Origin of the sequence: Microvirga antarctica, assembly GCF_017921815.1 — a bacterium.
Classification (GTDB): Bacteria; Pseudomonadota; Alphaproteobacteria; order Rhizobiales; family Beijerinckiaceae; genus Microvirga; species Microvirga antarctica.
The window spans coordinates 19,987-44,770 of record NZ_JAGEMM010000001.1 but is presented as its reverse complement, the minus strand read 5'-3'; the positions used below and the strand labels follow the sequence as shown (position 1 = coordinate 44,770).

The 24,784-nt window shown below is 61.7% G+C and carries 34 protein-coding genes; 11 read left to right on the top strand and 23 right to left on the bottom strand.

The annotated features are described in order from the left end of the window. Positions 1–2: 2 nt before the first annotated feature. The 6 genes from J4G32_RS00230 to J4G32_RS21580 all read right to left on the bottom strand — a co-directional run bounded on the left by J4G32_RS00230 (position 3) and on the right by J4G32_RS21580 (position 6,702). Entirely contained in the window at positions 3–1,010 is a 1,008-nt protein-coding gene (locus tag J4G32_RS00230; protein WP_210482739.1) for a collagen-like domain-containing protein, read from the bottom strand. Continuing rightward, positions 1,003–2,370: a phage portal protein gene (locus J4G32_RS00225; protein ID WP_343232561.1), complete on the bottom strand. Its 1,368-nt coding sequence runs from the start codon at positions 2,368–2,370 to the stop codon at positions 1,003–1,005. The genes J4G32_RS00230 and J4G32_RS00225 overlap by 8 nt, the downstream gene beginning before the upstream one ends. Before the next feature lie 4 nt (positions 2,371–2,374). After that, complete coding sequence (locus J4G32_RS00220) at positions 2,375–2,659, bottom strand: hypothetical protein (RefSeq protein ID WP_246504706.1); 285 nt, start codon at positions 2,657–2,659, stop codon at positions 2,375–2,377. Between the two features lie 56 nt (positions 2,660–2,715). After that, the gene (locus tag J4G32_RS00215) at positions 2,716–4,632 is read right to left on the bottom strand and encodes a phage major capsid protein (protein ID WP_343232560.1); all 1,917 of its coding nucleotides are present in this window, start codon (positions 4,630–4,632) and stop codon (positions 2,716–2,718) included. 64 nt (positions 4,633–4,696) lie between these two features. Further along, the gene (locus J4G32_RS00210; protein ID WP_343232603.1) at positions 4,697–6,214 is read right to left on the bottom strand and encodes a terminase large subunit; all 1,518 of its coding nucleotides are present in this window, start codon (positions 6,212–6,214) and stop codon (positions 4,697–4,699) included. Next, a complete protein-coding gene (locus J4G32_RS21580) occupies positions 6,214–6,702 on the bottom strand; it encodes a P27 family phage terminase small subunit (RefSeq protein ID WP_246504705.1) in 489 nt (162 codons plus the stop codon). Before J4G32_RS21580 ends, J4G32_RS00210 begins: the two co-directional genes overlap by 1 nt. 733 nt (positions 6,703–7,435) lie before the next feature. On the opposite strand from J4G32_RS21580, the gene J4G32_RS00205 reads away from it, so the two are divergent. Continuing rightward, positions 7,436–7,654, top strand: a complete 219-nt coding sequence (locus J4G32_RS00205; protein WP_210482731.1) for a helix-turn-helix domain-containing protein — start codon at positions 7,436–7,438, stop codon at positions 7,652–7,654. Between the two features lie 89 nt (positions 7,655–7,743). Beyond that, entirely contained in the window at positions 7,744–8,019 is a 276-nt protein-coding gene (locus J4G32_RS00200) for a hypothetical protein (protein ID WP_210482728.1), read from the top strand. A 135-nt stretch (positions 8,020–8,154) separates the two neighbouring features. Here the strand turns inward: J4G32_RS00200 and J4G32_RS00195 are convergent, their stop codons facing one another. From J4G32_RS00195 to J4G32_RS00135, 13 genes are all read right to left on the bottom strand, one after another. Then, a complete protein-coding gene (locus J4G32_RS00195; protein ID WP_210482726.1) occupies positions 8,155–8,733 on the bottom strand; it encodes a hypothetical protein in 579 nt (192 codons plus the stop codon). Between the two features lie 46 nt (positions 8,734–8,779). Next, positions 8,780–9,151, bottom strand: coding sequence for a hypothetical protein (locus J4G32_RS00190; RefSeq protein ID WP_210482724.1), 372 nt, complete (start codon positions 9,149–9,151; stop codon positions 8,780–8,782). A gap of 16 nt (positions 9,152–9,167) precedes the next feature. Beyond that, positions 9,168–9,338: a hypothetical protein gene (locus J4G32_RS00185; protein ID WP_210482722.1), complete on the bottom strand. Its 171-nt coding sequence runs from the start codon at positions 9,336–9,338 to the stop codon at positions 9,168–9,170. A 54-nt stretch (positions 9,339–9,392) separates the two neighbouring features. Then, positions 9,393–10,115, bottom strand: coding sequence for a helix-turn-helix domain-containing protein (locus tag J4G32_RS00180; RefSeq protein WP_210482720.1), 723 nt, complete (start codon positions 10,113–10,115; stop codon positions 9,393–9,395). Next, the gene (locus J4G32_RS00175) at positions 10,112–10,453 is read right to left on the bottom strand and encodes a DUF7768 domain-containing protein (protein ID WP_343232559.1); all 342 of its coding nucleotides are present in this window, start codon (positions 10,451–10,453) and stop codon (positions 10,112–10,114) included. Before J4G32_RS00175 ends, J4G32_RS00180 begins: the two co-directional genes overlap by 4 nt. Continuing rightward, the gene (locus tag J4G32_RS00170) at positions 10,450–10,668 is read right to left on the bottom strand and encodes a hypothetical protein (protein ID WP_210485549.1); all 219 of its coding nucleotides are present in this window, start codon (positions 10,666–10,668) and stop codon (positions 10,450–10,452) included. The genes J4G32_RS00175 and J4G32_RS00170 overlap by 4 nt, the downstream gene beginning before the upstream one ends. After that, positions 10,665–10,844, bottom strand: a complete 180-nt coding sequence (locus tag J4G32_RS00165; RefSeq protein ID WP_210482718.1) for a hypothetical protein — start codon at positions 10,842–10,844, stop codon at positions 10,665–10,667. Before J4G32_RS00165 ends, J4G32_RS00170 begins: the two co-directional genes overlap by 4 nt. After that, positions 10,825–11,091: a hypothetical protein gene (locus J4G32_RS00160; protein WP_210482716.1), complete on the bottom strand. Its 267-nt coding sequence runs from the start codon at positions 11,089–11,091 to the stop codon at positions 10,825–10,827. The genes J4G32_RS00165 and J4G32_RS00160 overlap by 20 nt, the downstream gene beginning before the upstream one ends. Further along, positions 11,078–11,476: a VRR-NUC domain-containing protein gene (locus J4G32_RS00155; RefSeq protein ID WP_210482714.1), complete on the bottom strand. Its 399-nt coding sequence runs from the start codon at positions 11,474–11,476 to the stop codon at positions 11,078–11,080. Before J4G32_RS00155 ends, J4G32_RS00160 begins: the two co-directional genes overlap by 14 nt. Further along, positions 11,473–12,039: a hypothetical protein gene (locus J4G32_RS00150; RefSeq protein ID WP_210482712.1), complete on the bottom strand. Its 567-nt coding sequence runs from the start codon at positions 12,037–12,039 to the stop codon at positions 11,473–11,475. Before J4G32_RS00150 ends, J4G32_RS00155 begins: the two co-directional genes overlap by 4 nt. Further along, positions 12,036–12,314, bottom strand: coding sequence for a DUF2312 domain-containing protein (locus J4G32_RS00145; protein WP_210485434.1), 279 nt, complete (start codon positions 12,312–12,314; stop codon positions 12,036–12,038). The genes J4G32_RS00150 and J4G32_RS00145 overlap by 4 nt, the downstream gene beginning before the upstream one ends. 38 nt (positions 12,315–12,352) lie before the next feature. Beyond that, complete coding sequence (locus J4G32_RS00140) at positions 12,353–12,850, bottom strand: phage regulatory CII family protein (RefSeq protein ID WP_210482710.1); 498 nt, start codon at positions 12,848–12,850, stop codon at positions 12,353–12,355. 438 nt (positions 12,851–13,288) lie between these two features. After that, the gene (locus tag J4G32_RS00135; protein ID WP_210482708.1) at positions 13,289–13,549 is read right to left on the bottom strand and encodes a helix-turn-helix domain-containing protein; all 261 of its coding nucleotides are present in this window, start codon (positions 13,547–13,549) and stop codon (positions 13,289–13,291) included. Here J4G32_RS00135 and J4G32_RS00130 point away from each other — a divergent pair. From J4G32_RS00130 to J4G32_RS00095, 8 genes are all read left to right on the top strand, one after another. After that, positions 13,530–14,300, top strand: a complete 771-nt coding sequence (locus J4G32_RS00130; protein WP_210482706.1) for a LexA family transcriptional regulator — start codon at positions 13,530–13,532, stop codon at positions 14,298–14,300. The genes J4G32_RS00135 and J4G32_RS00130 overlap by 20 nt on opposite strands. Positions 14,301–14,428: 128 nt before the next feature. Further along, entirely contained in the window at positions 14,429–14,713 is a 285-nt protein-coding gene (locus tag J4G32_RS00125; RefSeq protein WP_210482703.1) for a hypothetical protein, read from the top strand. Between the two features lie 118 nt (positions 14,714–14,831). Then, a complete protein-coding gene (locus tag J4G32_RS00120; RefSeq protein ID WP_210482701.1) occupies positions 14,832–15,353 on the top strand; it encodes a DUF4326 domain-containing protein in 522 nt (173 codons plus the stop codon). 119 nt (positions 15,354–15,472) lie between these two features. After that, on the top strand, positions 15,473–16,039 hold the full coding sequence (locus J4G32_RS00115; protein ID WP_210482699.1) for a J domain-containing protein: 567 nt from the start codon (positions 15,473–15,475) through the stop codon (positions 16,037–16,039). Next, positions 16,036–16,347, top strand: a complete 312-nt coding sequence (locus J4G32_RS00110; protein WP_210482697.1) for a hypothetical protein — start codon at positions 16,036–16,038, stop codon at positions 16,345–16,347. The genes J4G32_RS00115 and J4G32_RS00110 overlap by 4 nt, the downstream gene beginning before the upstream one ends. After that, positions 16,344–17,672, top strand: coding sequence for a hypothetical protein (locus J4G32_RS00105; protein ID WP_210482695.1), 1,329 nt, complete (start codon positions 16,344–16,346; stop codon positions 17,670–17,672). The genes J4G32_RS00110 and J4G32_RS00105 overlap by 4 nt, the downstream gene beginning before the upstream one ends. Next, positions 17,673–17,867, top strand: coding sequence for a hypothetical protein (locus J4G32_RS00100; protein WP_210482693.1), 195 nt, complete (start codon positions 17,673–17,675; stop codon positions 17,865–17,867). Continuing rightward, the gene (locus J4G32_RS00095; RefSeq protein ID WP_210482691.1) at positions 17,864–18,028 is read left to right on the top strand and encodes a hypothetical protein; all 165 of its coding nucleotides are present in this window, start codon (positions 17,864–17,866) and stop codon (positions 18,026–18,028) included. The genes J4G32_RS00100 and J4G32_RS00095 overlap by 4 nt, the downstream gene beginning before the upstream one ends. A gap of 197 nt (positions 18,029–18,225) precedes the next feature. On the opposite strand, the gene J4G32_RS00090 is transcribed toward J4G32_RS00095, so the two are convergent. Beyond that, positions 18,226–19,536, bottom strand: a complete 1,311-nt coding sequence (locus J4G32_RS00090; RefSeq protein WP_210482689.1) for a tyrosine-type recombinase/integrase — start codon at positions 19,534–19,536, stop codon at positions 18,226–18,228. An 833-nt stretch (positions 19,537–20,369) separates the two neighbouring features. Here J4G32_RS00090 and J4G32_RS00085 point away from each other — a divergent pair. Next, positions 20,370–21,221, top strand: a complete 852-nt coding sequence (locus J4G32_RS00085; protein ID WP_246504703.1) for a LuxR C-terminal-related transcriptional regulator — start codon at positions 20,370–20,372, stop codon at positions 21,219–21,221. On the opposite strand, the gene J4G32_RS00080 is transcribed toward J4G32_RS00085, so the two are convergent. The 3 genes from J4G32_RS00080 to J4G32_RS00070 form a co-directional block, all read right to left on the bottom strand. Further along, positions 21,214–21,525, bottom strand: a complete 312-nt coding sequence (locus J4G32_RS00080; protein ID WP_210482687.1) for a hypothetical protein — start codon at positions 21,523–21,525, stop codon at positions 21,214–21,216. The two genes, J4G32_RS00085 and J4G32_RS00080, sit on opposite strands and share 8 nt — an antisense overlap. Positions 21,526–21,618: 93 nt before the next feature. Beyond that, positions 21,619–22,929, bottom strand: a complete 1,311-nt coding sequence (locus J4G32_RS00075) for an HlyD family type I secretion periplasmic adaptor subunit (RefSeq protein WP_210482685.1) — start codon at positions 22,927–22,929, stop codon at positions 21,619–21,621. Next, positions 22,926–24,674, bottom strand: coding sequence for a type I secretion system permease/ATPase (locus tag J4G32_RS00070; protein ID WP_210482683.1), 1,749 nt, complete (start codon positions 24,672–24,674; stop codon positions 22,926–22,928). The genes J4G32_RS00075 and J4G32_RS00070 overlap by 4 nt, the downstream gene beginning before the upstream one ends. Positions 24,675–24,784 lie beyond the last annotated feature (110 nt).

The following is a 24,784-nucleotide window of genomic DNA, read 5'->3' as shown; positions in this document are numbered from 1 at the left end:
CATTACCACTTGCTCCCATCGGGGCCGACTTGCGTCAGGTCTCGTCCGGGATTTCCCTGGGGACCGCGCTCCCCGCGTCCGCCGTCCTTCCCATCCTTCCCGTCGCGGCCGCGCTTAACTGCCAACAGCCATCCCTTGCCCGTCTCGGGTCTCTCGGCTGTTTCATTCTGGGCAATCCACTGGGATCCGCTCCACGTGACGGAATCTCCAATGGCGTAAGTCATCCCTTCCCTGAAGACGCCGCGGTAGATAACTGCCGGAATTGAGAACGCGAACTCCTTAACCTCCTCGCCTCGGGTGAAACGGAAGCAAAAGCTTCGCTCGCCATCATGCGACATTTCCAGGTCGTCGAATCCGAACCCATCGCGACCGTCGCGACCCGCTGCGCCGTCGCGACCGTCCAATCCATTCTTGCCGTCAATCCCATCCCGCCCGTCTTTTCCATCGACGCCACGTTCCCCATCCCGACCTGGTGCGCCGTCCTTTCCATCGATGCCGTCCCGACCGTCCTTGCCCCGATCACCGGCTAATCCGGGAAGACCGTCGCGCCCCGGAGCACCGTCCTTGCCGTCAACGCCGTCTCGGCCATCCTTCCCGGCCATGCCATTCTCTCCAGGCAGGCCCTGCGAACCATCGCGGCCATCCCGCCCTGGCACACCGTCCTTACCGTCAACGCCGTCACGGCCATCCTTACCGTCAAGGCCCTTCTCTCCAGGCAATCCCTGGGACCCGTCCCGGCCATCGCACCCCCGAGCACCGTCCTTGCCGTCTACACCGTCCCGGCCATCCTTCCCGTCACGGCCCTTCTCACCGGGCAATCCCTGGGAACCATCCCGGCCATCGCGGCCCGGGGCTCCGTCCTTGCCGTCAACGCCGTCCCGGCCGTCCTTCCCCGGAACGAGCTCAGGCAACTCTCGCCTTTCGAGTGCGTCCAAGCGCTTCGCCAAGGCACCGAACGGCCTGTCGATGGCATCAAGGACAGCGTCCACCATCTTGCCCACATCAAACATAGTTGAACCTCTGTAGGGCTTTCAGCTGGAGACCAGAGGCAAACCGCTCGGCAGCATCCGCGGCCGAGGGCTCTTCTTCCTTTTGAGGAGATGGCGCGGTGGGCTCGGTCGGTTTGCTGAAGGGCTTATCGGCGTCACGATCGGCGATCGCCTCGATGCTGAACTGCTGCTGCTGCAAGTAAACCGTGTCGCCGCCCTTGAGCGGAGGAAGATCAAGCCTTTTCCGACCTTCGTTCGGAGCGAGAAATCCGCCTTTGATACCGTTCGCTATCGACTGGAACTGCGTCGCGGTATCCATTCGCAAGAGACCGTCCAAATCCAGTTCCGTGCCGTAGGGCTTCGGAAGTTCAAGACCCTCGTCCAAGCAGAGCTCCAGCGACTCGATGAGACCTTGCAAACACTGCGTGTAGTATTGCTGATTCAGCGCCTCGATGTTGTTGTAGGTGGGCATGCTCCCGATCCCAGCCATGTAAGGCGGGACATGGAAGCACGAACAAACGGTTTCAGCGGTCCATTTGAGCTGCTCGATGAGCTGCGCATCCACAGCATTGACACTCATGGGCTCGTATTTGAGATCGTCGCCAAGCACCGCGACCTTGCCAACATTCGCGCCGGTATAGTTGGCATCCCAATGGGCCTTCAGACGCGCCGCAGTAGCTTCGTCGATTTTTCCCGGGGCTGTGAGAATACCACCCGGGTTGGATCCGTTGCCAAAGAATTGGGCCGAATTGTTCTGGATTCGGATCCCTTGGACTGCCGCGAGACCACATGCGTGGATAGGTGAGACGCCAACAAGCGGATGGTAAAGCGCCACCATCGTATCGTGAATAATGTCGCGAGCGGGCACCGTGACATTGTCTTGAGAGACACCTGAGAGTTCGTCCCGCTGCAATTCATAGAAGACCGATCCGTCCGGCGCCACCAGCGGCTTAACGCGGCTGGCGTCGAGGATATAGAGTGCGGTCACCACATTGCGGTTGTCTCGCACCTTGAGCACGTAGGTGTTGCCGTTGATGAGCTTTGAGACAATCCACTGTTCGACAAACTTGATCCGGTTCTGAAAGCGGTTCGGTTTCCTGAGAACTGGCGAAAAGGAGGGGCTATCGACTTCGCTCCAAATTCCGCCGGCATCCTGCGAGACGAGCTTTATGCGTAGCTTTGCGATGTCTGTTGCGATCAGCGTCACGCATGCATAGACGGCATGATAAGTGAGAACCGTATCGAGCCGCACCTCGACATTCTGCTGCCAGGCCCCCGCGAACGCTTCGCGAATGATCCCCCACCAGCCACCGCGGTTGTCGACGGGCGATAGTGAAGCCCCCTTTCCCCGACGTTTGATCGAGAGGCCGAAGACTTCCACCGTTTCAGCCCTCGGTCCGGTTCGCGATCTTCTCGCGCAGCGTGGCAGCATCCCAACCCATGAACGGGCGCTTGCCGACCAGCTTTTCGTACTCAACCCGAAGCTCGGCGAGATCAGCCGGCCTCGCGGCGTCGTGTCCTATCGCCTCGTCAGAATCGGTCGCGGCGTCGTACCTGGCCTTTTTCACGGCCCGCAGGATGCGCGCGTCGCGCGGCTTTGCATCAAAGACGTCCCCGGCGTTAAGTCGCCGAGTCGCGTAAGTCATTGATTTTGTCGCAATCATCTTCATCGTCACCTCCGAACGAACGGGGAAGGCCGGCTTTCACCGGCCCTCCGAGATCATGTTCAAGCGCCGTAGTTCGCACTGTCGATGAACTGAACCGCGCCCGGCCGCCGTTTTGTCCAGTTGATGAAGCGCTCGGCGCGAATACCGACCATGTTCATCTGCCACAGGGAGACCATCACGGTCGCGGCGACTGGCGGATTGGTCGGAGCGCTGTCCATTTGGAGGGAGGCCTGATTGCTCGCGTCCAGCATGACTTGCCCGTCATCTGCGAGCAGAACCTCGCTCGCCTTCGCCAGGATGATGCGCGCGCCGGCGCCAACCAAAGGATTGCCGCTGCCGGCGTTCGCGGTGACGTTTTCCGAGAGAACGACAGGCAGCCCGAAGAAAGTCCCGCCACTCGCGCCGTTGATGGATATTCCCGGAAATTCAGGTTGACCCAGTGCGTTGAGCATCATCGCCAGACCGAGCGCCTGGGTCTCCGACATGATCCAAACCGCGCCGGCGAGCGACAGGTTCGCACCAAGGAAGTTCGAGAATAGCTTTCGCACGTCCCCTCGGACTGCATCTGCGTCGGTGCCGCTGGCGACAACGGGAGTGACACCGTTCGTGATGGAGGCCGGCGAGACGTTCGCGACGGCAGCCTTTGCAGGATCGACGAAGTCCTTATCCATCGTCTGGATGATGGTGTCGGAAAGATCCTGGCGAACGATCGATTCCGCCGCGGGGTTCGAGGCGCGAACCAATTCCTCGGTCAGGACAACGATCCCGGCAAGCTTGGTCGTACCGAGCGTGATCTGGTCGAACGACAGCTCAGAAACCGGCTTTGGAGCGCCCTCACCTACCCATGAGGCAGAGGAGCCACCGGTCTGCCGCGGGATCTTGATGTTGAATGGAACGCGACGGAGGCCGGGAATGCGGCCGATGATCGTTTGCGGCCGCAGAAGTTCGGCGAACTCGGAAGCCATGTTTTGGTACTCGACCAGCGGCTTTGCCCAATCGGCATCTGTAGTGGAGCCGGCGGCAACCGCTGCCTTGAGAACCGTTTCAACTTCGGGCGTGCTCTCATGCCAGCCCTTAGCAATCTCAACGGATTGCATGAGGTTGCCCTTGCCGAGCGCCAGGGCCATGGCGTAGCGCGTGAATGCCGTACCCTTGGGCAGATTGCTGCCTTTCACCTCTACGCGGACTGCGCCGCCACGGGATGCTGAAGCTGTGTCGGAGCTCGTCCCGTCGACCGGCTTTGCGGCAGCATTATTCACCTTCTCCATTCGGTGGAGCCGCACGAGATGATCGTCGATGGATTTAACCTCAGTCTCGAGCGCGTCATATTCCTCAGTCTGGGCCGTATCGAGAGTCACGCCCTCATGAGCAGCCTTGTTCATCAACTCGGTCATGCGGGCTGACTTGGCGACACGTGTTGCCTCGAATGCCGCAATCTGTTCGGCAATTGTCTTCATGTTACGGCCCTCCTCAGGCGCGTTGGGTTGTTGTTTGAGGGATCCCGAAGCGCCGGGCGGTACAGGTCGCACGTCATCGGATTGCACGTGACCTGACGCGGCCCGCAATTCCTTGTCGATGGACTTGATGGTCTGAATCGTGGCTTCAGCATTCGCCGGGATGGTGACGAGCGACAGCTCAAGCCATTCCCACTCGGTGAAACAGTACCCACCATCCTTCATGATTTCGTATTTGAGCGGACTGAAACCGATCGATACGGCACGTACCAGACGCGCCCTGACCGATTGCCAGGCCTCATCAACCCGATCCTTCAGTTTCCCCGGCTCGTCGATGATGGCGATACGGGCCTTGAAGGGGATGCCCTTGGGAGGCGGCTTGGCGAACTCTACATGCCCGACGGGTTCATCGTGGTTGTGCTGCCAGAGAAGTGGCATTGGCAACGCGAATCTTGCACCCATCGGTTCGACGACATCACCCATCCGATCGGCCGACGGGGTTGTGGCGATGCCCTCGATCACCCTGTCGCCATCGTTGAATGAGCGGATCTCGAGGACGCTGTAAGCGCGGTGCATGCCGTATCTCCTAGAGGAAAAGCATCTGATATTCGGGAGGCTTCTCGTCCTGGCGGTCGCGCGACTTGAGGCCACACAACATGGCCAGTGTCACCGCGCCGTCGATGCGAAAGCGAGCCTTGTTCTTGTCGATCTTGCGGTTGCCGGCCGGATCCATTGTCGCCACCGCGTTCGCCATGTTCCAGTTGAGCACCGGATTGGACGGATGAATGAGCTTGCGGTCGATCACCGCGAGCTCAAGGGCGTCGATGGCCGGGGCCATATCCTTGAAACCCTGACCCCATGGGATCAGGCGCAGCCCGTCGCCCTTCTCGCCTTCCTTGAAGGATTGGAGGCCGATGCGGTCCAGTTCTCGCAACAGGTCGTCGATCCGCCATCGGTCATAGGCGAGGCCCAGAACCCGGTAGCGCTGGCAGAGCTCGGCGATCTTCAGGGCGATGACGGCAGGGTCGATCGATCGGCCGGGTGAAGTCTCGAGATGCCCCGCGGCGTGCCATTCGACATAGCGGCGGTTGCCTGTGCCGAAGTCCCGATGACTGTGCTCCTCGAGGAGATCGGCCGGCTTCCAGAAATAGGGTTTGATCCGAGTGGGGTCCTCGGCGCTTCCCATGCAGAGGGACGACAGGTCCACCACCGTCGACATATCGAGGGTGAGGTAGACGGCCTCGCCGTCAGAAAACTCCGGCTCTCCTGCGCAAGCGAACCACTCGACCCGCGAGATCAGCGACGAAACCGGCGCGACTCGCTGGTTGAGGTAGAGATTCCGAAACTTCGGCTCCTCGGCCGGCATGCGTTGCGCCTTGGCGGCGATCGCCTCCAGATCGTCAAGCGAGCGAAAGTCACCGAGTGCCGGATTGGCGAGCTTCCAGCACTTCGGATCGAAGATGTCCTTCTGCTCCTCCGGAACCTCATAGAGGTGGCAGACGATCGTAGGGTCTGCACTATTCAGGCCGTCATCGACGAGCTTCGACAGGATGTGTTCAGGGTCGTTTGATTGCGTCGAGATCACCACGAACAACGGCTCGGCCCTGGCGCCGAACGAGGTGTCAATCACATCGTAGAGTTCACGGCTCTTTGCCTGGGCCAGCTCGTCGAAGATGGCAAACGATGGGTTGAGGCCGTGCTTGGTTCCGGCCTCCGCGGAAATGGCCCGGTAGAACGATCCGTTGCCATAGCAGACGAGGGTCTTCGTCGACGGGATGACGCGGACGAGAGCGCTGAGCTCCGGATCCGCATCCACCATCTGACGGGCAACCTTGAAGACCTGAGCCGCCTGCTCACGATCATTCGCCGCGGAGTAGATTTCTCCGTTCGGGATAGCCTCAGGCCCGACCAGGTGGGCGAGCACAAGGGCGGCGATGAGCGCTGTCTTCCCGTTCTTGCGTGCGATGGAAAGGATGGCCCGGCGAACAATCCGCCGCCACTCCTCGCCAGTGAACTGGTGGGGCTCGTAGATCGCGCGAATGAACGTCTTCTGCCATTCGCGAAGTTTGAAAGGGCCGCCCTGCCCTTCACCGCTCGGAACGATCAGGCATTCAATGAACGCGATGATCCGCTCTGCCCGATCAGGCCGTCGAATTTGCTCTTCGGCTTTTGCTCGGGGAGCTTGAGCCCGGCCCTTGCCTTTGGATCGAGGCCCAGACGATCGCCGAGCGACATCATGTCCTTCGCCGCGCCTCTGAGATACTCGAACCATGGATTTTTCGCGAGACTTCCCGCGCCATTCACGACGAGCCACTCAAAGTCCGGATTGCTCATCTCATGTGCGGCGCGCTTGTGAATCGCCCAAGCCGTCGCAAAGGCAGCCAGCGCAAAACTGTCGACTTTCGCGTACGTTTTGGGGGGCATTGAAGACTTGATGATCTCGATGCAGGCTTGCGCATCTTCGTGCAAATGGCTAGAAATGAACACGTCGCCTTCAGCGACAATGCCGGTCTCAATGATGACCCTTTTCCCCGGATTTCCTTCGATTTTTTCGATAGCCGCCAGCTTCGGCCGGGGTCCCCGCTTGCCCATTTTTCAAATTCCGTAATTCAAACGAAAACCTGCGGGATAACGCGCTTTTGGCCCGGACCGGTGTAGGCCCCCAAAGGCTGTAACCAATCGTCCGCCCCCCCCTGCCTAAGGCAGCGGCCACCCGTCAGCATCGAGCACCTGGCGCGCCTTGCCGCCGTTCTCGATGCGCTGCTTGTCGATGTTGTGACACCCATCGCAGAGGCTCTGGAACGGACCTGACCAGAACCGTGCCTCGTTTCCATTGTGACGTTCGATGTGGTCGCACACCCTTGCGAGCGTGAGCTGGCCGCGCGTTCGGCAGAGGCGGCAATAGGGCTCTAGCTTCAGCTGGCTCGACCGGATGGCTCGCCATCGTGTCGTCGCGTACCAGGCCCGCCAAGGCCGATCTCTTCGGCTCACATCGCCCCGATGAGTCCTGCTCGAGAAATTCCGCAAGTAGCCTTCTCCACTTTCGCAATGCTCAAGGCGAGCGGCCTGCAAAACAGGAAGAAAACCGCCTCAACAAGGTGTAATTGAGTTGCAAAACATACTGAGTATGCTATCAAAGTCGGGTCAGGCGATTTGAGCCTGACGAAAGGGGGTGACACCGAATGAAGCTTCCGAAAGTCATCCTGTCGATCAGGTTCCTTGGACGGGAACTCATCCTGATCTTCAGGTAGGCGAAAGGGGATCGGGCGAAAGCCCGGTCCCTGCGGAAGGGTAGAGCGGTGTCACCCCACGCGGGGAATATAGCATGACAAGAGAGCAGTTCAAATCCTGGCGCAATCACATGGGCCTGACTCAACAGGCAGCTGCGGATGCCCTTGGAATATCAAAGGGGTCCGTCGACCTTTATGAGCGCGGACGCCGTCGCGAGGATGAGAGGCCCGTTGTCGTTCCTAAGACCGTTGAGCTTGCCTGTGCGGCGTTGGCCTTGGGGATTACTGAGTATCAAGGGGCGGAGAAAATTTAACAGGACATCGGTTACCGTTGGGGACTTCAATAGTAGGCACTTGTCCGGACTGGCGTTACGTTGCGCCAGTTGCGACGCAAGGAAAAGAGATGGATTGGGACAAAGTTCGGAAGTTCAAATTTACCACTTGCACCCCGCCGCTGCACTGGCCCGCGAACGTTCGGGGCATTTCTCAGCAAGGATTGAGTCTGCTGGGGATAAATGAAAAAACCGGCGAGCTCTACTGGGACGGCATTCGGGTAGTGCTTCGGCGCCCTTTCGAACTTGGAACATTTGAACGGTGGGTCGCAGGCTTCACAGCCGCTGCTGCGTTTGGGGTGTTCGTGATCGAACTCGGCCGCTCTGCGAAGCTATGGGGCGGCTAGAGGCCACCACCAGTAGCGCCGATCAACTGGAGTGCGTTCTCTGTTGCACAGATTTACCGACATGACCCGTGTGATCTTCATAAACCCGAATCAAAAACGCCCGAAACCGGGGTTCCGAGCGCATGAAGGCATCATCTATTTCCGGATACGACAGGCGCGATTCGTCGTCAAGCCGTAGTGGTCCGCAATCGCCTCAAGTCCCTGTGGAAGAGATAGGATAATCCACGGTGCGTATGCGTCCTCTGGAAAGTCCGGATCATCCTTGAGCACGGCAGCATCGATCGCCTTTTCAACCCGCGTGCCGCAGGCCCTCAGCGCGCGCGTCACACGCTCCCACCCAGCCTTAAAGACGTCTGCTTCCGCAGCCGTTGGCTCGCCGGAACCTCCCGTCATTTTAGCGAGCGGTCGACGGCAATCCATCACCCACCGCCAGTTTGCGTAGGCCTTGCGGTACAGTTCGGCAGCACGCTCGAGATCATGAGCGCTGAGCCGTGAGTGCTTGACCTTCCCGTCCATGATGAGCCGGGTGATCGGGAGATGCCGGCGCTGGTCCGTGCTTCCGCGGCGATGCGGCTGGGCGAGCACCACAGCGAGGTTACCGGCTGTTGCCTCGCTGCTCTTCTTCTTGACCCGGTCCCCATTCTTGTAGCGGGGACCCGCGAGCCTTTTGCGCCCTGCTCCGGAGAAGGTCTTACGTCCCGTCTGTATCGTCACAATGCCGCCCTTCGGTTACGTTCGATCTGCCACTGCCCGCGCTTCGTCATGCGGCAACCTTTGCCCGGCTATCGCGCCAGGTGGTGACGATCCGAACGGCATCCCGCTCGGCAATCCCCAGCGTCTTTGCAATCGCGGTGGAATCGAGCCCTGCTCCGTGGAGGATCAGCGTTCCGGCAACAGCATCGGAGAGGTCAGGATCGTCCTTCACGCCGCACCGTGCCGAATAGGCCGCGAGGAAGAGCGCCTGCGCGTAAGCCGTCGCCGACATACCCGCCTTCTTGGCCATGCTCGTCAGCTCGTCGTAGACGCGTTCATTGACCGAGACCGTAAGGGACCGGTTCACGACGTTGGCGAAGTCGAGTCTTCCAGGTCGGCTGGCGCCTTCCCTGTCCGTGCCGGTGTTTCGCTTGCTCATGATATGCCCCTTCTGGTCAGGATGCTTGTGAAACGAGAGCGGTCGCGGGAAACAGTGAATCGAACCACCATCCGAAACCCTTCTCGCCCTTGAATTGCTGGGGGGACGGAATGCGCTTGCCCCTCGCCTCGAAGTCCCGGCGCCAGGCGTCCCAGGCCGCTGTCCCGTCCTGGACGAAGACCTTCACGCGGGCTGCGCCGATCGCGGCGGCCGACTTGCGCTCGACCTTGAGGAAACCCTCCTAGCCGCGCTCTTTCAGCCAGTTGCCGGGAAACATCAGCTTGCGCCCGGCTTGCCTGCGGTAGGCGACGTATCGGCCGGCCAGCCGTGCAGCATCGTCCTGGTCCTCGGCGCTGAGCCGGTAGAACACGCGCTCGGCAACCGACCAGGTGATATCGGGATCGGCAGGCCAGGCGCTGCGAAGGCGATCGAACCGGGCCCGGGCGGACTTCGAGACTTCACCCGAATCCGAAACCCCACCCAAGTCCCCCTCGGGGGGTAAGGGGGTAGGTTCTCTGATAGGTTCTACTGATAGGTTAGGGCCGCAAATTGCGGCTGAGGTCACCGGCAATTTGCGGCTGAGGTCGGGGCTGTTTGCGGCTGACCCCTCGGCCGCAAATTGCGGCTGAGGTCCCAAGCCCTTGTGGTCGCTCCCACGATTGGCCGCTAGGTCGTTCTTCAGCCGTTCGCGGCTGTAGAGGATCGTGATGAGCTTGCTCTGCTCTCCACCATCCGGACGCCGGCCGCCGCGGCTCGTGCGGCGGATGAAACCGGAGGCCTCCAGTTCCCTGAGGTGGCGGTCCACACTGTCCACGGACTGCTCCGAGTCGTCTGCAAGCGTCTCGCGCGACGGCCAGCACACGCCGTCCTCATCCGCATAGTTCGCAATCGCCAGCAGGAGAGCCTTGCGCGCCGGTGAGCCGGTTTTCTGGGCTGCCGCCCATGCCATGGCCTGGAAGCTCATGGTGCCGCCTCCTCCGGCCAGCCCGGGATGGTGCGGACCTCGATGGGTCGACCTTCGGCTTGGGCGCGCTCAACGCCCGCTAGCATCCCGCCAGAAAGACCGAGATCCATGTAAACGACCGTGGCGTCCGCCTTCGCGCCCCACATCAGCCCAGCCTCGATGCCGAGCGCCCGTTCCTCTTGGATGCCATCGTCCAGCACGCCAGGCTGCGTGTAGAGCAGGTGAGAAGCGAAAGGGGCTTCACCCCGCCGCAGGCAGTCCACGAGTGCCGCGCGGGCATAGCGCTCGTGAAGGTGCACGTTCCCCGCGTAAGGGCTTTCCACGATAACGAGCCTCACGCCGCGTTCTCCCGGCTTACCGGGCGATCGGGCCAGTGGGCGTGACAATACCAGCGGACCGGCATGCCACCGGGTTCGTTGACGGCATAGCCAAAGGATGCGTGTCGTGCTCCGCAGACCGCGCAGATATGTTCGGGCGTCTCGGCCACGACCTGGGCCGGCTTCGCCGGTTGCGAGCCGGGGAACTGGAACGTGAGAGTGCGACCGCGGCTCATACGGCGACCCCATCCCGGAGGCGCGCGAGCGCATTGGCGACAAGGCATTCCGGCCAGGCGTAGATCCGTGCGATCTCGCAGGTGTTGAAACGTGGCCAGAACACGCGGACAGCCTCGGCAATCTCGCCGTCTGTGAGACCGCGCGGATTCGCTGCATCAGACCGGCGGGGCATCATGATGCGCCTCCCAGGTCTGCGAGGATTCCGCGCCGAATAGGCCGTCGCCGCGCGGGCGCAACAAGCCCGTGGCTAGGACCTGAAATGCAGTTTTGGGTTGCACGCGCTCGCCCGTCGGCTCGAAGAAAAAGACCGCGTCAGTGGGGCCAGCGGCTTCCCGGCCGTTGGATCGACATAGAACTGCGCCCCTCTGGCATTTTTCGATAATCCGTTGAATGCGCACGGGCAGCTTTTTAGGCTTCGGCATGGGGGACTCCTGCATAGGACTTCAGAAGAGTGACCCGCAGGCATCCCCACCGCTCGAGGATCGCCAACGCGGCGTCGAAACTGTCGGCCTGGGTGACGTTCCAGCCCTTGCCGATGGCACGGCGGTGGAAGTCCCGTTGCGCGCTGCTCAGGCTTCCGCCTTTGCGCTTCAGCTCGAGGCCGTGAAACACGGCTGTGGGTGACAGCAAGATCAGGTCCGGCCATCCGGGTTTCGTGCCCATGCGCTTCAGGCGCGCGGCCGTGCGCTTGTCCCGGTATTCGCCTGAGGCCGGGTGCGTGAACTCCCACCCGTCTGCGAGGTACTGCGTCAGCAGGTTGGCAACTTGAATGTGGAGATTGAGCTCTCGCGGAAGGGCCGGCCTCATGCGGGCTTCCCCTCATAGAGCAGAATCGGGCGCGCACCGGCCGGGCGCCCAGCGCCCCAGACGAACCAGGCGTGATCTTCGGTGCCGGTTGTTGCGCCGGGAAACCACTGGATGCGATCGACAAGCGCGATGCGCCCGAGGAAGCGCGGATTATCGCGCGTCAGGTGGAGGCGGGTCTTGCCGAAGTCGAACTTTGCGGTGAGCAGCATCGCCACCAGGCCATCGCACGCCGCAAGCGCGCGCTCGATGAAGCGAACCGCCTCGCGGTTGCCTTTTCCGTAGGGTGGATTGGTGACGATGCCGTCGCATGGCGGACCGGCATCCAGGCCCCGGATGAAATCCGCGATCCTGTCATGCTCGCGGGTGTAGACCGCGATGTCGCTGGTAAAGACAGTCGCGCCGTGATCGCGCAACACGTCCGCCATCATGTGGTTGCCGGCGGCCGGCTCCCAGATCCGCATTCCCGCAACCGGGAAGTGCCGCAGCAGCGCCTTGGTCGCCCAGGGCTCCGTCTCGTAAAGCTCGTTCTGCCTGATGGGGAAGCGCGATGGGACAACGGTCATCCGATCATTCCCAACGCCTGCATGTACAAATCGAGGACAGCGTCCTCCTCCTGGCGCTCGGCGTAATCGCGTTTGCGCAGGGCAATGATCTTGCGGATGATCTTGGTGTCGAACCCGTTGGCCTTGGCCTCGAGGTAAACCTCCTTGATGTCCGCACTGATCCCAGCCTTCTCTTCCTCGAGGCGCTCCAGACGCTCGATGAAGGCCTTCAGCTGATCGCCGGCCACCGATTCCGTGGTGAACAGATTGACCGCGCCGCGCGCGGCATCGGTCATCATTCCCTCATCATCCGGGGCGTCCTGCTCGCGGAGGTTCATGACAGTTTCGTCCTCAGCGGGCTGACATTGCCGCCGCGCTTCATGTCGTTGCGCAACTCGGCGGCTTCCGTTTCGACGATCGCTGCAGCGACATCGATCGCGAGCTGCTCGGCATCGTCGATCTTGCCGTCCTCAAGGGCATCCGCGACCGTGGAGGCCAGGTTCGCCTGGGCTCGTGTGGTGTCCACGACGTGGCGCATCAGGTTCTGCTCGTTGGACTCCGCAGCCTCGCGGGGCACCAGCTTGAAGCCGGCGAGATCCGCCAGAAGCCGAAGCGTCTCGGGCTCCCCTCCCCGCCGGGCGATCTCCATGGTGACATCGAGGAGCACATCCGCCGGCACATGCGTCGTGATGTTCTGATCGGAAATCGAGCCATAGCGCGAAATGAGCGCGGGTCCGACGCGCGTCCGGTTGGCAACGGCGACAACACCGCCGAGCCGGTCGACATCTGCATCAAACGCGGCCTTGAGAGCCGAGTACGGATTCCTGCTCATGAAATTCCGATCCTGAGATTTGAGGTGAGCGCGTCCCCGTCCTGGGGAATGATGGGCTTCATCGGATCGATCCGAGGGGCTCGCCAACGAAGGAGCCAGCCGTCCTGAGTGCAGAACCAGAATTCGCCGGAGGCTGTGAAGCGGTAGCGGGCTTTGGCCATCAGACCGCCCTGCCCCGCGCGAGCGACGAGCATCCGGGCCAAGGCTCGGCATGAAAATGGAAGCGACCGTGTTCCCGACATTCACCGGTCGTGGGCATGGCTTTGCTCGCCAGCGCGGTGTTGACGCCCTTCCCGCCCACGTCAAAACGGGAAGGACGCATGTCGGGCGTGTTTTGCTGCCCTACGGTCGCAGAGGGCTCAGCCGGATAGGGTGCTGACGCCAAGGGGTGATGAGATGGGGTGCCGGATTCAGGCGGCGCGACGTCGGCTAGCCGCCTCATTGCGCCACCTTCGCAGCCGACGGCTTACGAGGCGCGGACCGCTTTGCCGAGTGGCGCTCGGTCTCAAGGCGAGCGAGCAACTCGAACGTCACACCTTCCAGCTCGCGGCGGGAAGCTTCATTCACAACGGATATCCAAACTTCAGAAGGTATGAAGTTCCGGGTCTTCCACGAGCTGACAGTCCCCTCCGGCTTGCCGAGGAGAGACGCAAGTTCGGCATAGCCGAAGGCATCGATGATGGCTGCAAAGGTCTCCATTGCTCAAGCTCTGCATAAAGCAGAGCTTGGCGTCAATCCATTTCTTTGCGACTTGCAGAGTTTTTCTCTGCATTATGCAGGAATGGATAAGCATGACCGTTTGAAGAAGGCCCGCATCGACGCGGGCTTCCGCTCCGCCGCTGCCGCCGCCGAACGTGTCGGCGTCCCTTACGGAACCTATTCAGGCCATGAGAATGGGGGTCGCGGCATCAAAGACGACGAGCTGAAACTTTATGCGAAGGCATTCAAGGCGTCTCTGGCATGGCTTGCCACTGGCGAGGGGGAGCAAGGGATCAACAATGCGGTCGGCGTGAAGGGCTTGATTGGCGTCGGAGGATCCATAGAGACGGGAAGCGAGCAACTCGACGCCGAAGGAAATATTTTCGAGGTCCTCGTTCCAGTACCAGTGCCCCAAGGTGCTTTCGCTCTACAGGTCAAAGGCGATTCTATGTGGCCTCGCTATGACCCCGAAGACATAATCGTCTGCTCGAAACCTTCCAATGATCTGTTGCGCCTCATTGGGTGGGAGGCTGTTGTAACGACACCCGAGGGCAATCGATACCTTAAGCGGCTTGTCCAGGGGTCAGCCCCGGGTCTTTTTACATTGGAAAGCCACAACGCAGCGCCTCTGCGGGATGTCCCGGTTTCCTGGGCGAGCGATGTCTATGCGGTTGTCCGGGCTCCACACTGGCAACGACTGGCGGAAACTAGCCTAAGGCAGCAGACGCGGAAGGCCGGCTCATCGAAATGAGTCGATCCTTGCGGGCAGAGTTTTCCGCAACAAAGCGCACAAGGAACGTTCGCTTATACTCTGCATTTTGCAGTTGACATAATTTATGCAAAATGCAGATTACCGCTCATCGCATGATGGGTGGCCCTATGAGAGAGCAGTTCAACTCCGTCCAGCAGACGAACCGCCTGACTCCTTTAGAGAGCAAGCGCGGCCAAGCGCCAGACGCCAAAGTCTTCGCGTGGTTCTACGGCTCCGACCCTGAAGCGGATGCCCTTGTCGTGAGCGCTGCGGTCCGCAGATTCGGGGCCGCGGCTTTTTCAGAGAAGGCCCTGGCCTTCATCGTCGGCGAGCAGATCGCAGCGGAGCGCCACCGGCAACGGGTCCAGCGACAAAACCGTGAGCAGCGCCCCTGTTGCGAGGCCGCACGATGAACCGGCACCCTTTTCCTTCGCCTCTCGCCGCGCGCTGCCCTGCCGCCGGCTGCATCGCCCTGGCCGCCCTTGTGAGCGGGTTCGCATGCCTTGTGGTGGCGGGCTGCTGGAGGATTCTATGAACCGCCCTCACCGCTTCCAGACCGGCTGTGGCAATCCCTCACCAGAGAATGCCGTCTGCGTTGGCCCAGGCACAGCGTGGAGCAATCCCTTTGCCGACGCGCGACCGTTGCAGGAAGCCTTTCTCAAGCGCGCCTCGCTCGGCCGCTTCTACTACCCCAACAATGCCGACAACCGGCACTGGGCGGCGGTCGAGCTGTATCGAAAATGGTGCCTGCGGACGCTCGATGCGCTCGCCCCCTGTGTCGCCTCGCATATCCCTCGAGACCTTCCGCCGCCGCCGGACTTCGCAACCGTCCAGGCGCAACTGGCCGGCAAGCTGCTGGCCTCGCCCTGCCCGGCCACCGAGCGCAGCCATGCGGACATCCTGGCGCTGATTGCGAACGCCACCAACGGCCTGCTGCTCCTGACTTTTCGATACCCTCCGCCCCACCAGATCATCCGCAACCGGAGGGCGGCCGCGCGCCAGGCGGAAAGAGGTCTGCGGGCCTTCCGCGCGAACCGCTGGGCGGGGCTGTGATGAAACGCGCTTATGCCGGGCCTTCCGATGCCTCGCCATCCGAGCGTCGGGCGCCGGCATCGGGCAGCAGCTCCCGCTACGGCGACATCGACGACGACATCCCGTTTTAGGACCCCACCATGACAACCGCATATCCGCTCTCATGGCCTCCGGGATTTCCGCGCGCCCAGCGCCGCGAATCCGGCCAGTTCCGAACCACGCTGTCCTCAGCGCTTGGCAATGTCGAGAAGAGCCTTGCCGCTTTCGGCCGCGACAGCGGCAAGCCGGTGAGCAGCATCGTCCTCTCGTCGAACGTGGCGCTCGGCGTTCAGAGGCCCGCTGACCCGGGCATCGCCGCCTGGTTCGTGTGGGACGGCATTCAGGTGTGCATCCCTGTCGATCGATACGCCACGCCCGAGGCGAACCTCCAGGCGATCCACCATGTGGTGGAGGCTCGTCGCGTCGAACTTCGACACGGCACGCTGGCGCTCGTGCGCGCCACCTTCGAGGGCTTTAAGGCGCTGCCGGCCCCGGCCGGCGAGCACTGGTCCGACATTCTCGCGGTCAAGACGACGGCTTCGGCGAGCGACATTCAGGCGGCCTATCGACGCCTGGCTTCCGAGCACCATCCCGATCGAAACGGCGATGCGCGCCGAATGGCACTGATCAACCGCGCTCGTGACGAAGCGCTGAAGGACAGGTCATGACCGATGTAACGGCATATGCCGCGCTGTGTGATGAGATGGAGGCCAAAGTTGAGTGGCTGTCGGATAACGACCTTGAATTCAGAGCCGCCGCCATGGCGAGAGGAGTCGTCGCCATCACTCACCTGTCAGCAGAGGTCGATCGGCTGAGACGGGAGCGTGACGACCTAATGCAAGATCGCGACGACGCGGCCCGTCAGCGTGACGAGGCACTGAAGGCGCTGGAAGCAATTGCCGAAGGCGAAGGCGGGGCGGTCGAAATCGCGAGACAAACGCTCTCTCGTCTCACAGAAGGAAGCGATAAGCCATGAGCAGCGGCAACGCACGGACCGAATTCGAACTCTGGTATTCGAACGGTGGCGAACATCCCGAGGCCGTCCGGCGTAACGGCGAATCTTACAGACTCATGGGCGCGCACGAGGCGTGGCAAGCATGGGAGGCCGCATGGATTGCCGCCCTCACCGCTCCCGTAGCAGTGACGGATGAGCAGGTAGAGAACTATACGCGGCAACTTTCAAGGTTATGTGCGCTACCAATTTCCCAAAAACACATGCGAACAATCCTTGAGCAGTACGACGCGGCACCTAAGGCAAGCGCGCCCGAAGGGCGACAGCCGCGAACCGACGCGGAAATTGTAAGTCAGACGAACGACCTTGCGCGGATCATGCTTCGCTACATCGGCACAGGGTACGAGGTCCCGCCCGATCATCGCTTCTATGAGGCGCAAGATGCTCGTTCAAGGAAGGCTTGGGCCGGAGCCTGCGAGATCATGGAACACATGACGCAAACCGACCCGAACGACGCGCTTTCCGGGATCGACGATGAGAATGAGTCTGTCGCCGCCGCCCCTACTCCGTTCGGCCCGATAGAAGATGCCTACCTGTCGCCTGAAATGCTCGCCCGGAAATATGCCGCCGCAGCACCTAAGGCAAGCGCGCCCGAAGATGCGCTGCCGATTTCAGGTCACTCGGCGACATTCCTTGCCGACTTGGAAGGTTGGAACCGCGCAATCGAAGAGGCCGCGCACGAAGCATCTTCCGTTCCAGCGATTGCACGGGCGATCCTCGCCAAACTCGCCGCCGCTCCCACTCCACCCGCTGTCACCGAACCGTCAATCGCGCGTGGCACGAAGTGGTGCCAGCCTGGCGATATGCAGGCCAATCGTTATTTCATCGTCCGGTTTGACGACGCCGACCGGGGCGATGCGATATTCACCGATGAAGCCGAAGCCCGCGAATTTTGGGCGCGCGCAACAATGAGTTGGAATTGCTGGCTGTTTGGCGCGATGCCGGTTGCTCCTACTCCACCCGCTGCCACAGAGGCGGAGCCTGCCGCATGGCAGTGGCGCTTCACCGCTTTCGTTGGGAGTTGGAGTGATTGGCGACAAGGTCGCGCGCCGTCGCTCGGCGAGAACTACATAATAGAGGAACGCGCCCTCTACACCGCCATGCCCGCCGCCGTTCCTACTCCACCCGCTGTCACAGAGGCGGTTCTTGCGGAACGTGAAGAGTGCGCGAAGATTGCAGATGACCCGTGGAGTTATGCGCCGCACGAATTCGCTACCTCTGGGCAGTTGACCAAAGGCGTTGCCGCCGCCATCCGCGCCCGTTCCGCTATCGCACCTGAGGAGGAGTAGATGGCTGAATTTAAGCTTGGCGACCACGTCGAGAAACACTCTGGCGAAGCCCGCTATACCGGCCAGATTGTCAGCGTCTACCAGACCACCAAGGGCGGAACGCGGTACGTCGTCGAGGTTGAGCCGCAGGGCTTCCAAATGATCTGCACGGCTGGGATGCTCCGCTTGCGCGCACCCAAGGGTCACAAGTCATGATCCGCGCCCTCGCCCTCCTGCTCACCCTATCGGCCTGCTCGACACCGCTGAATCCAGCGACCTATCTCGGTGTTGCGATGGTCCTTCACGCCTACAAATGGGAGAAATGCGATCCTCTCGTCGCCATGATGAAGCGGAGCAAATCGGTGACGGAGATCTGAACTGTGGCATCACAGGCTAATGCCCGGAGTGACGAGGTGACAGAGGAGTGCCTGGAACGGGCGCTTGTCTTCCTCGCCTATCTGGTGACCCGGAAGGGTCCAGGCCTCGTTCCCATCTTTGAGCGGCTGGAACATGAGCTCGAAGATATCAGGAAGCGCCGGGGCGCGGTGGACCGCGCTCGGCTCCTCCTGGAGAGTTACACTGTCGATGGCGGCTTAAAGGCGATCTGCTGAAGCCATTTGCATTTTTGTTCGAGGCTTGGCCCCGAACCATATTTTGGGCGGCTGTATTTGTGCCCCATCAAGGCTGCAATCAACTTCTCAGGCGCCTCCACGGCCGTCAGACGATCTTCGAAGGTATGCCGCAGCGAGTACAGCGAATGGCCCTCGGTCGGCCGCAGATTATTGTCAGAGAGAAATTTGTTCACCGTCGCAGATAGGGTGGCGCCCCGATCGCGGTAACGGGGAAAGCCGTCAGGCTGGAGCCGCATGGCCTCTAGCGCGACGCCGACGAGTGGCACATCGCGGGCCGATTGGGCGGTCTTCATCCGACGACCGTCCGGTCTCACGCTAACATAGGGGACAGCTGCCGTAAGATGGATGGTCTCGGTCGTGAGGTTCACGGCCTCCGAGAGTCGCAGCCCAGTTTCGGACATCAGGTACAAGGCACGCCTGGCCTCTTCGTTAAGCGCGTCGAGCACCCCTGTCTTGAGGAGCTTCGCTTGCACGAAGTTGGGCTCGAAAGCCGTCCGTGAGTTCTCTTGCTCGCCTTCAATCCGCAGATCGCCAAAGATCGGATCCAGCCCGAGCCGGTGCCGGCGGTCCACCGTGCGAAACATCTTGTTGAGGTGACAGATATCTTTGTTGGCAGTTCCGATCTGCACGCCTTCCGCAAGAATCCTGTCCTGCCACCATGCCTGGAAGTCCAGGGCGTCGGATCGGCTTAGACGATGCAGCGGCTTATCCTTGACGACGGAAACGATGTTTTCCAGGGCGCGCTTCTTCGGGTTTCGCCATTTCCGCTTTTGATCGGGAGACAGGTCGGCGATCGAGGCGCGCGACAGACTTTCGTACTCTTCAAACAAATGAGACAGCATGATCTCGGGTGGCTTCTCTAACCCGGTCAGGGCCTCGACGGCCTTGTCGTCCTCGGCCAGCCCTTTGTCCATCAGGCGTTCAAGACGAGCGAGGATCTCAGTCGTCGGCCCCTCAGCAATCTCGGCCGCCGTCGCGTACTGAAACCCGAGATCCTTCGCCCGTCGGCGCGATAGATCGTAGCGACGCTTCGCTTCGGCAGCCTGGCCTTCTACCAGCCCTCGCCAATAGGCCTCGGCTTCGCCATTCATTTTCTGGGCGACTTTTGCGGCCCTCAGGCCGCGCGGATCGTCCACGACGCGGATCTTCGTCGACTGCTTGATGACCCCGCGAAGGTCGAGTTCAACGAAGGGTGTCGGCACACGCCGGACGTAGTGCCAGAACCCTTCTCGCTTCGTCAGATACGTCGGCACGGCGTCTCAATGTTGCACGTTTTGTTGGACGTTCTGTTGCACGTTTTCGCACTGCAGGCCAAGGCGAATCTATATTTCGTTGCAAAATAAGGAGTTTTGGTGAACGGAAGGAATCCCACCCCTTCCGCCAGTCACAAAGTCTCTCTTCTTCGTGCCGGTGTCTTCGTGCCGGTGACGAATTGTGAAGCGATCAGAGACTTGGTGACGGCCTGCGCAGAGTCACGGGACAAAGACACTCTCCAACTCACGAACCAGCTCACCGCATGCGGTCTTGCGAAACATTGTTGGATGTCGTTCGGCACATCGGCCGCCAAGTATGCTGCATCTCGCTATCGGGGGAATACCGCGCATCGCAAACCGCGTCGTGCTCTTGGTGTCGGGCCGGATGACTATCATCGTCGCTGTTGAGAGCGTGACGCATCCTTCACGCCGTTCTTGTCTGGCGAGCGGTGCCGATCGTCTCCTCTCCGCTCCAGCCCCGGCTGCGGTGTTGCGTGAGGATGGCGCGTAATCTGAAAAGCCGAGCCGCTCGTGCGCCTGGGTTCGTCAGATGGCCGGTCGGGATTCTGCGGCAGCCCACGGACCGTTTTCCTGCGCTGCTTCTTTCTGAGTACCCCTAAGAATTTTAGCATCGCGAGTTTGGCTTCGCCACGTCATCGCATGGGGAAGCGGCCCCGTCCGGCCGTTGCGGCACGGGCTGTGAGATGTGTCAGCGATCGGATCTTACCCATTGAAATATCTGCCATTTTTTCGCGATTTCGGGACGTCGCTCGTCGCGGTCGCGGCGCGAGGTGCAGCGCATATCCCGCAACAGAGAGGGATCGGCGACATGGTTGACACACGTCACTGGCATCACCTTCGACGAAAGTCGAATGCACGTGTCAGAGGATTATCAAGATATTAACGATGAACTAGTGAAGGCGGCGTTTATGGGACGCCGCCCGCAATCGCCCCCGGCACGCACCGCCGCCGGCGACAATCGTGATGCACCGAGGTCGAGGGTAATGAGTATCCGCGTCGCCGTCGTCGACGATCACCCGCTCTATCGAGATGGTGTCGTGTTTACCCTTTCCTGCCAGCCAGACATCGAGATCGTTGGGATCGGAGCAACCGCGGCGGACGCGTTTAGTATCGCCAGCGACCATCACCCGGACGTCCTGATCCTCGACATGAACCTGCCCGGGGGCGGATTGACGGCGCTGGAGGCCATTCGCCAGCACCAGATGTGCACCAGGGTGCTGATCCTGTCGGTGGGGGAGCACGAGGACCAGGTTCGGCCCGCCATGAAAGCCGGTGCCTCGGGCTACATGCTCAAGGGTGGCAGCGGCGCAGAACTGGCGGTGGCCATCAAGATCATTCACAGCGGCGGCCGCTATATCACGCCGAGCCTGGCAGTTCGCCTGCTGTCAGCAAAGGATCGACCGTCCAGCGCGGCCGCAACCGCGCCGGATAAGTTCGCTTCGCTCACCCCGCGCGAATCGGAGATCCTGGAGATCCTCATCGAGGGTCGCAGCAACAAGGAAATCGGCAACCGGCTGGCGGTGACTGAGAAGACGATCAAACATCACCTGACGAGCATTTTGCAGAAGCTATCAGTGCGCAACCGCGTCGAGGCGGCTCTGCTCGCCTCGCACCGCAGGCCCGCCAAGGTGCGGCTGCAGCCCTCCGGAGCGCCGCTTAACTGACGTCCTGCGCAACGTCCCCCTCATCAATCTCACTGCTGGTAAGAAGCACGCGAAGACTGTCCCGCTGTTCTCCGAACGCCAGGACGGTGCCGTCGTCATAGCCCAGCGTGTTGCCCATCTCGGTATAGACCATGTCGAGGATCTTGAGCAGTTGAAGCCTGCTGATGACGATCAGTTCGAGGCTCATCACGTGAACAAGCACCTCGGTCAGGATCTTATGAGCCGTCAGGTCGGCAAAGAGCTGACGCACCTGGTCCTCGATCGAGGGCGAGCATGGCGGTTTCTCGCTGGGACGGACGGACATCGGGATCTCCCCTCGCCTGGGTGAACGGTTGAATTCGGGCGTTCGCGCGCACGGGCATGATCGAACCCGTTTTTCGGCGCGTGACGAGCGGTTCTATTCCTCGCGGAACGCCCGGGCGATATTGTCGGTGAGAGGCTTCGTCAGATAGGAGAGAACGGTCCGATAACCGGTCTGGATGAACCCTTCAACGGGCATCCCGGGCACCAGCTTGGCGCCCCCGAGGCGATCGCGCTCGGAGTCGGCTATGTCAATCCGCACCGGGTAATGCGAGATGCCGCTGCGGGGGTCCACGACCAGATCCGCGGCAATGCGGGAGACGCGTCCGACAATCTCCGGGGTCGTTCTCTGATTGAACGCGGAGAGCCGCAAGACCGTGTCGAGGCCCTGGCGCAACTGATCGATGTCCTGCGGCGCGACCTTGACCTCGACCGAGAGGCTCTCGCCCTCCGGCATGATCAGCATGAGGGCATCGCCCGCAGGGATGACGCCGCCCACCGTATGGACGACGGATTGGTGGACGACGCCATCCTGCGGCGCCCGGATGTCGACGCGTCGCAACTGGTCGACAGCTGCGACTTTCCGCTCAGCGAATTCGGCAAGCTTCGTGTGAAGGTCCCGCAGCTCGGTCGAGACTTCGCTGCGCAGATCCTGATCGATCTGAAGCATCTGGAGCTCGGTCTCGCTGATTCGGCCTTTTGCCTGCGCCACATTGGAGACGAGCATCCCGCGTTCGCCGCGAAGGCGCGTTTCCTCTCGTTTGAGAACGGTCAGCCGGGTGAGCGGAATGAGGTTCTTGCGCCACAGTTCCTGGACACCGGCGAGTTCATCCTGGATCAGCCGGATCTCGTCGGCTTTCGCCTCCACCTGAATGGTGGTGCCGTCGATCTGCTCGCGCAGCTGCGCTACGCGCTCCCGCAACTGCGACTTCTGCCCCAGTCGGGAGGCCTGGCGATTGTCGAAGAGCCGCTGCTCGCTCCGCATCAGGGCGGAGACCTCCGTCTCGCCGGCCCTGTCCTGTATCACAGCGGAGTATTGAATGACGCCGGCACTGTCGCGCTCCGCCTCGAGGCGGGCCTGTCGCACCATCATCTCGTCGATCGTTTTGGTGACCATGGCCAGATTGGCGCGCGCCACCGTTTCATCGAGGCGGATCACCACATCGCCCGCCGTGACCCTGTCGCCGTCACGGGCACGGATCTCGCCCACGACGCCCCCGGTGGGGTGTTGCACTTTCTTGACATGGCTGTCGACGACCACCGTTCCGGGCGCGAGCACGGCGCCTGAGAGCTCTGTCACGAAGGCCCATCCGCCGAGCCCCCCCACGAGGAGGAGCGCGCCCCCAAAGGCGAGCCGGGTATGGTTCTTGATGGACCGGCGGGCTTGTGATGTGTGGATCGGGCTCATGATGCGGCTCCTCGAAGATCAGTCGCCTTGACGGGTGGGGTCGATCGCCGCGCGCCTGCGTCGACCGGGCGCAGGACCCGCCCGATGACGTCGTCCTTTGGACCGAAGCTCTGGACCTTGCCCTCGGCGAGCACGAGAAGCAGATCCACGCTTGCGATGGCGCTCGGCCGATGGGCAATCACCACGATCACGCCTTGCCGTGCCTTCACACCCAGGATTGCCTGCGTCAGCGCATGCTCGCCTTCGCCATCCAGATTGGAGTTGGGTTCATCGAGCACCACGAGGAACGGATTGCCGTAGAGCGCCCGGGCGAGCCCGATGCGCTGACGCTGGCCGCCGGACAGAGCGGCTCCGCCCTCGCCGACTTGCGTCTCGTACCCCTCCGGAAGTCGCAGGATCATCGCATGGACATCAGCCGCAACGGCGGCAGCGATCACGGTTTGCGGGTCGGGATCGACCTGGAAGCGCGCAATGTTCTGCGCGACCGTCCCGGCGAAGAGCTCCACGTCCTGAGGCAGGTAGCCGACATGGTGTCCGAGGTCGTCCCCATTCCATTGGTCAAGGGCTGCACCATCCAGCCGAACCGTCCCGCGCCATGTCGGCCATACGCCGACCAGCATGCGAGCCAGAGACGATTTGCCCGACGCGCTGGGACCAATGATACCCAAGGCGCTGCCCGCTTTCAGCTCGAACGAGATGTCCTGCACCGAAAAACGCTTCGACGATGGCGCCCCCGAGCCCGCCCCTTCGAGTGACAGCGTCATCCGCGGCGCGGGAAGCCTGATCGGATCGCGTGTCTCGGCGATTTTCGACAGCCGATCGCCGAGCCGCTCCCAGCCCTGACGGGCAGCCACGAACCCCTTCCAGTTGGCGATGGCCAATTCGACTGGAGCGAGCGCGCGGGAAACCAGAATCGACGAGGCGATCATGATGCCGCCGGTGGCCTGATTGTCGATGACCAGATAGGCACCCACGCCGAGCACCGCCGACTGCAGCAGCATGCGCAGGACTTTGGAGAACGCGCCAAGGCCGCCGGCGACGTCGGATGCTCTCTGCTGATGAGACAGATATTGTGCGTTCGCATGGCCCCAGAGTGTGCCCATGCGACCGGCCATTCCCATTGCACGCACAACCTCGGCGTTCCGGCGCGCGCCGTCGCCGATGCCATTGCGTCGAATAGCGGCGCCCACAGCGGCGCTAGACGCGCTCCGCGTCAATAGATCAGTCAGGATCGTCAGGCACACCAGCACGCTTGCGCCCGCAACCGTTACCCACCCGATCCAGGGATGGAACGCAAAGCAGACGGCAAGATAAAGCGGGATCCAAGGCAAATCGAAGAGCGCGGATGGCCCGCCGCCGGACAGGAAAGCCCTGATCTGATCCAGGTCCCGCTGCGGCTGTTGGCTGTCCCCTTCAGCGGTGTCGCGAAGTGGCGCGGAGACCTGGCACTGAAACACCCGTTGGCTGAGATCCTCGTCGATCGCCGCCCCCACACGCGCGAAGATCCGCCCCCTGATCATGTCGAACACGCCCTGGAACAGGTAGAGAATGACGATAATCACCGAGAGGCCCACAAGCGTCGGAATGCTACGACTGGGAAGAACCCTGTCGTAGACTTCCATCATGAAGAGCGACCCGGACAGATAGAGGACGTTGATGAGGCCACTGAGCAAAGCGACTCCCACCAAGGCCCCCCGGCAAGATGCCAGAAGGCTGATGCGATCTCGACGGGATGATGGAGGCATCACGATTGTCCTTAATGAAACGCGACAGAGGCCGGGTCCGGGGCTGTCTGGAGGGCGACAAAGCCGGTCGCCCGCCCGGTGGTCATCACCGGACGGGCCTTGTCTCCCAG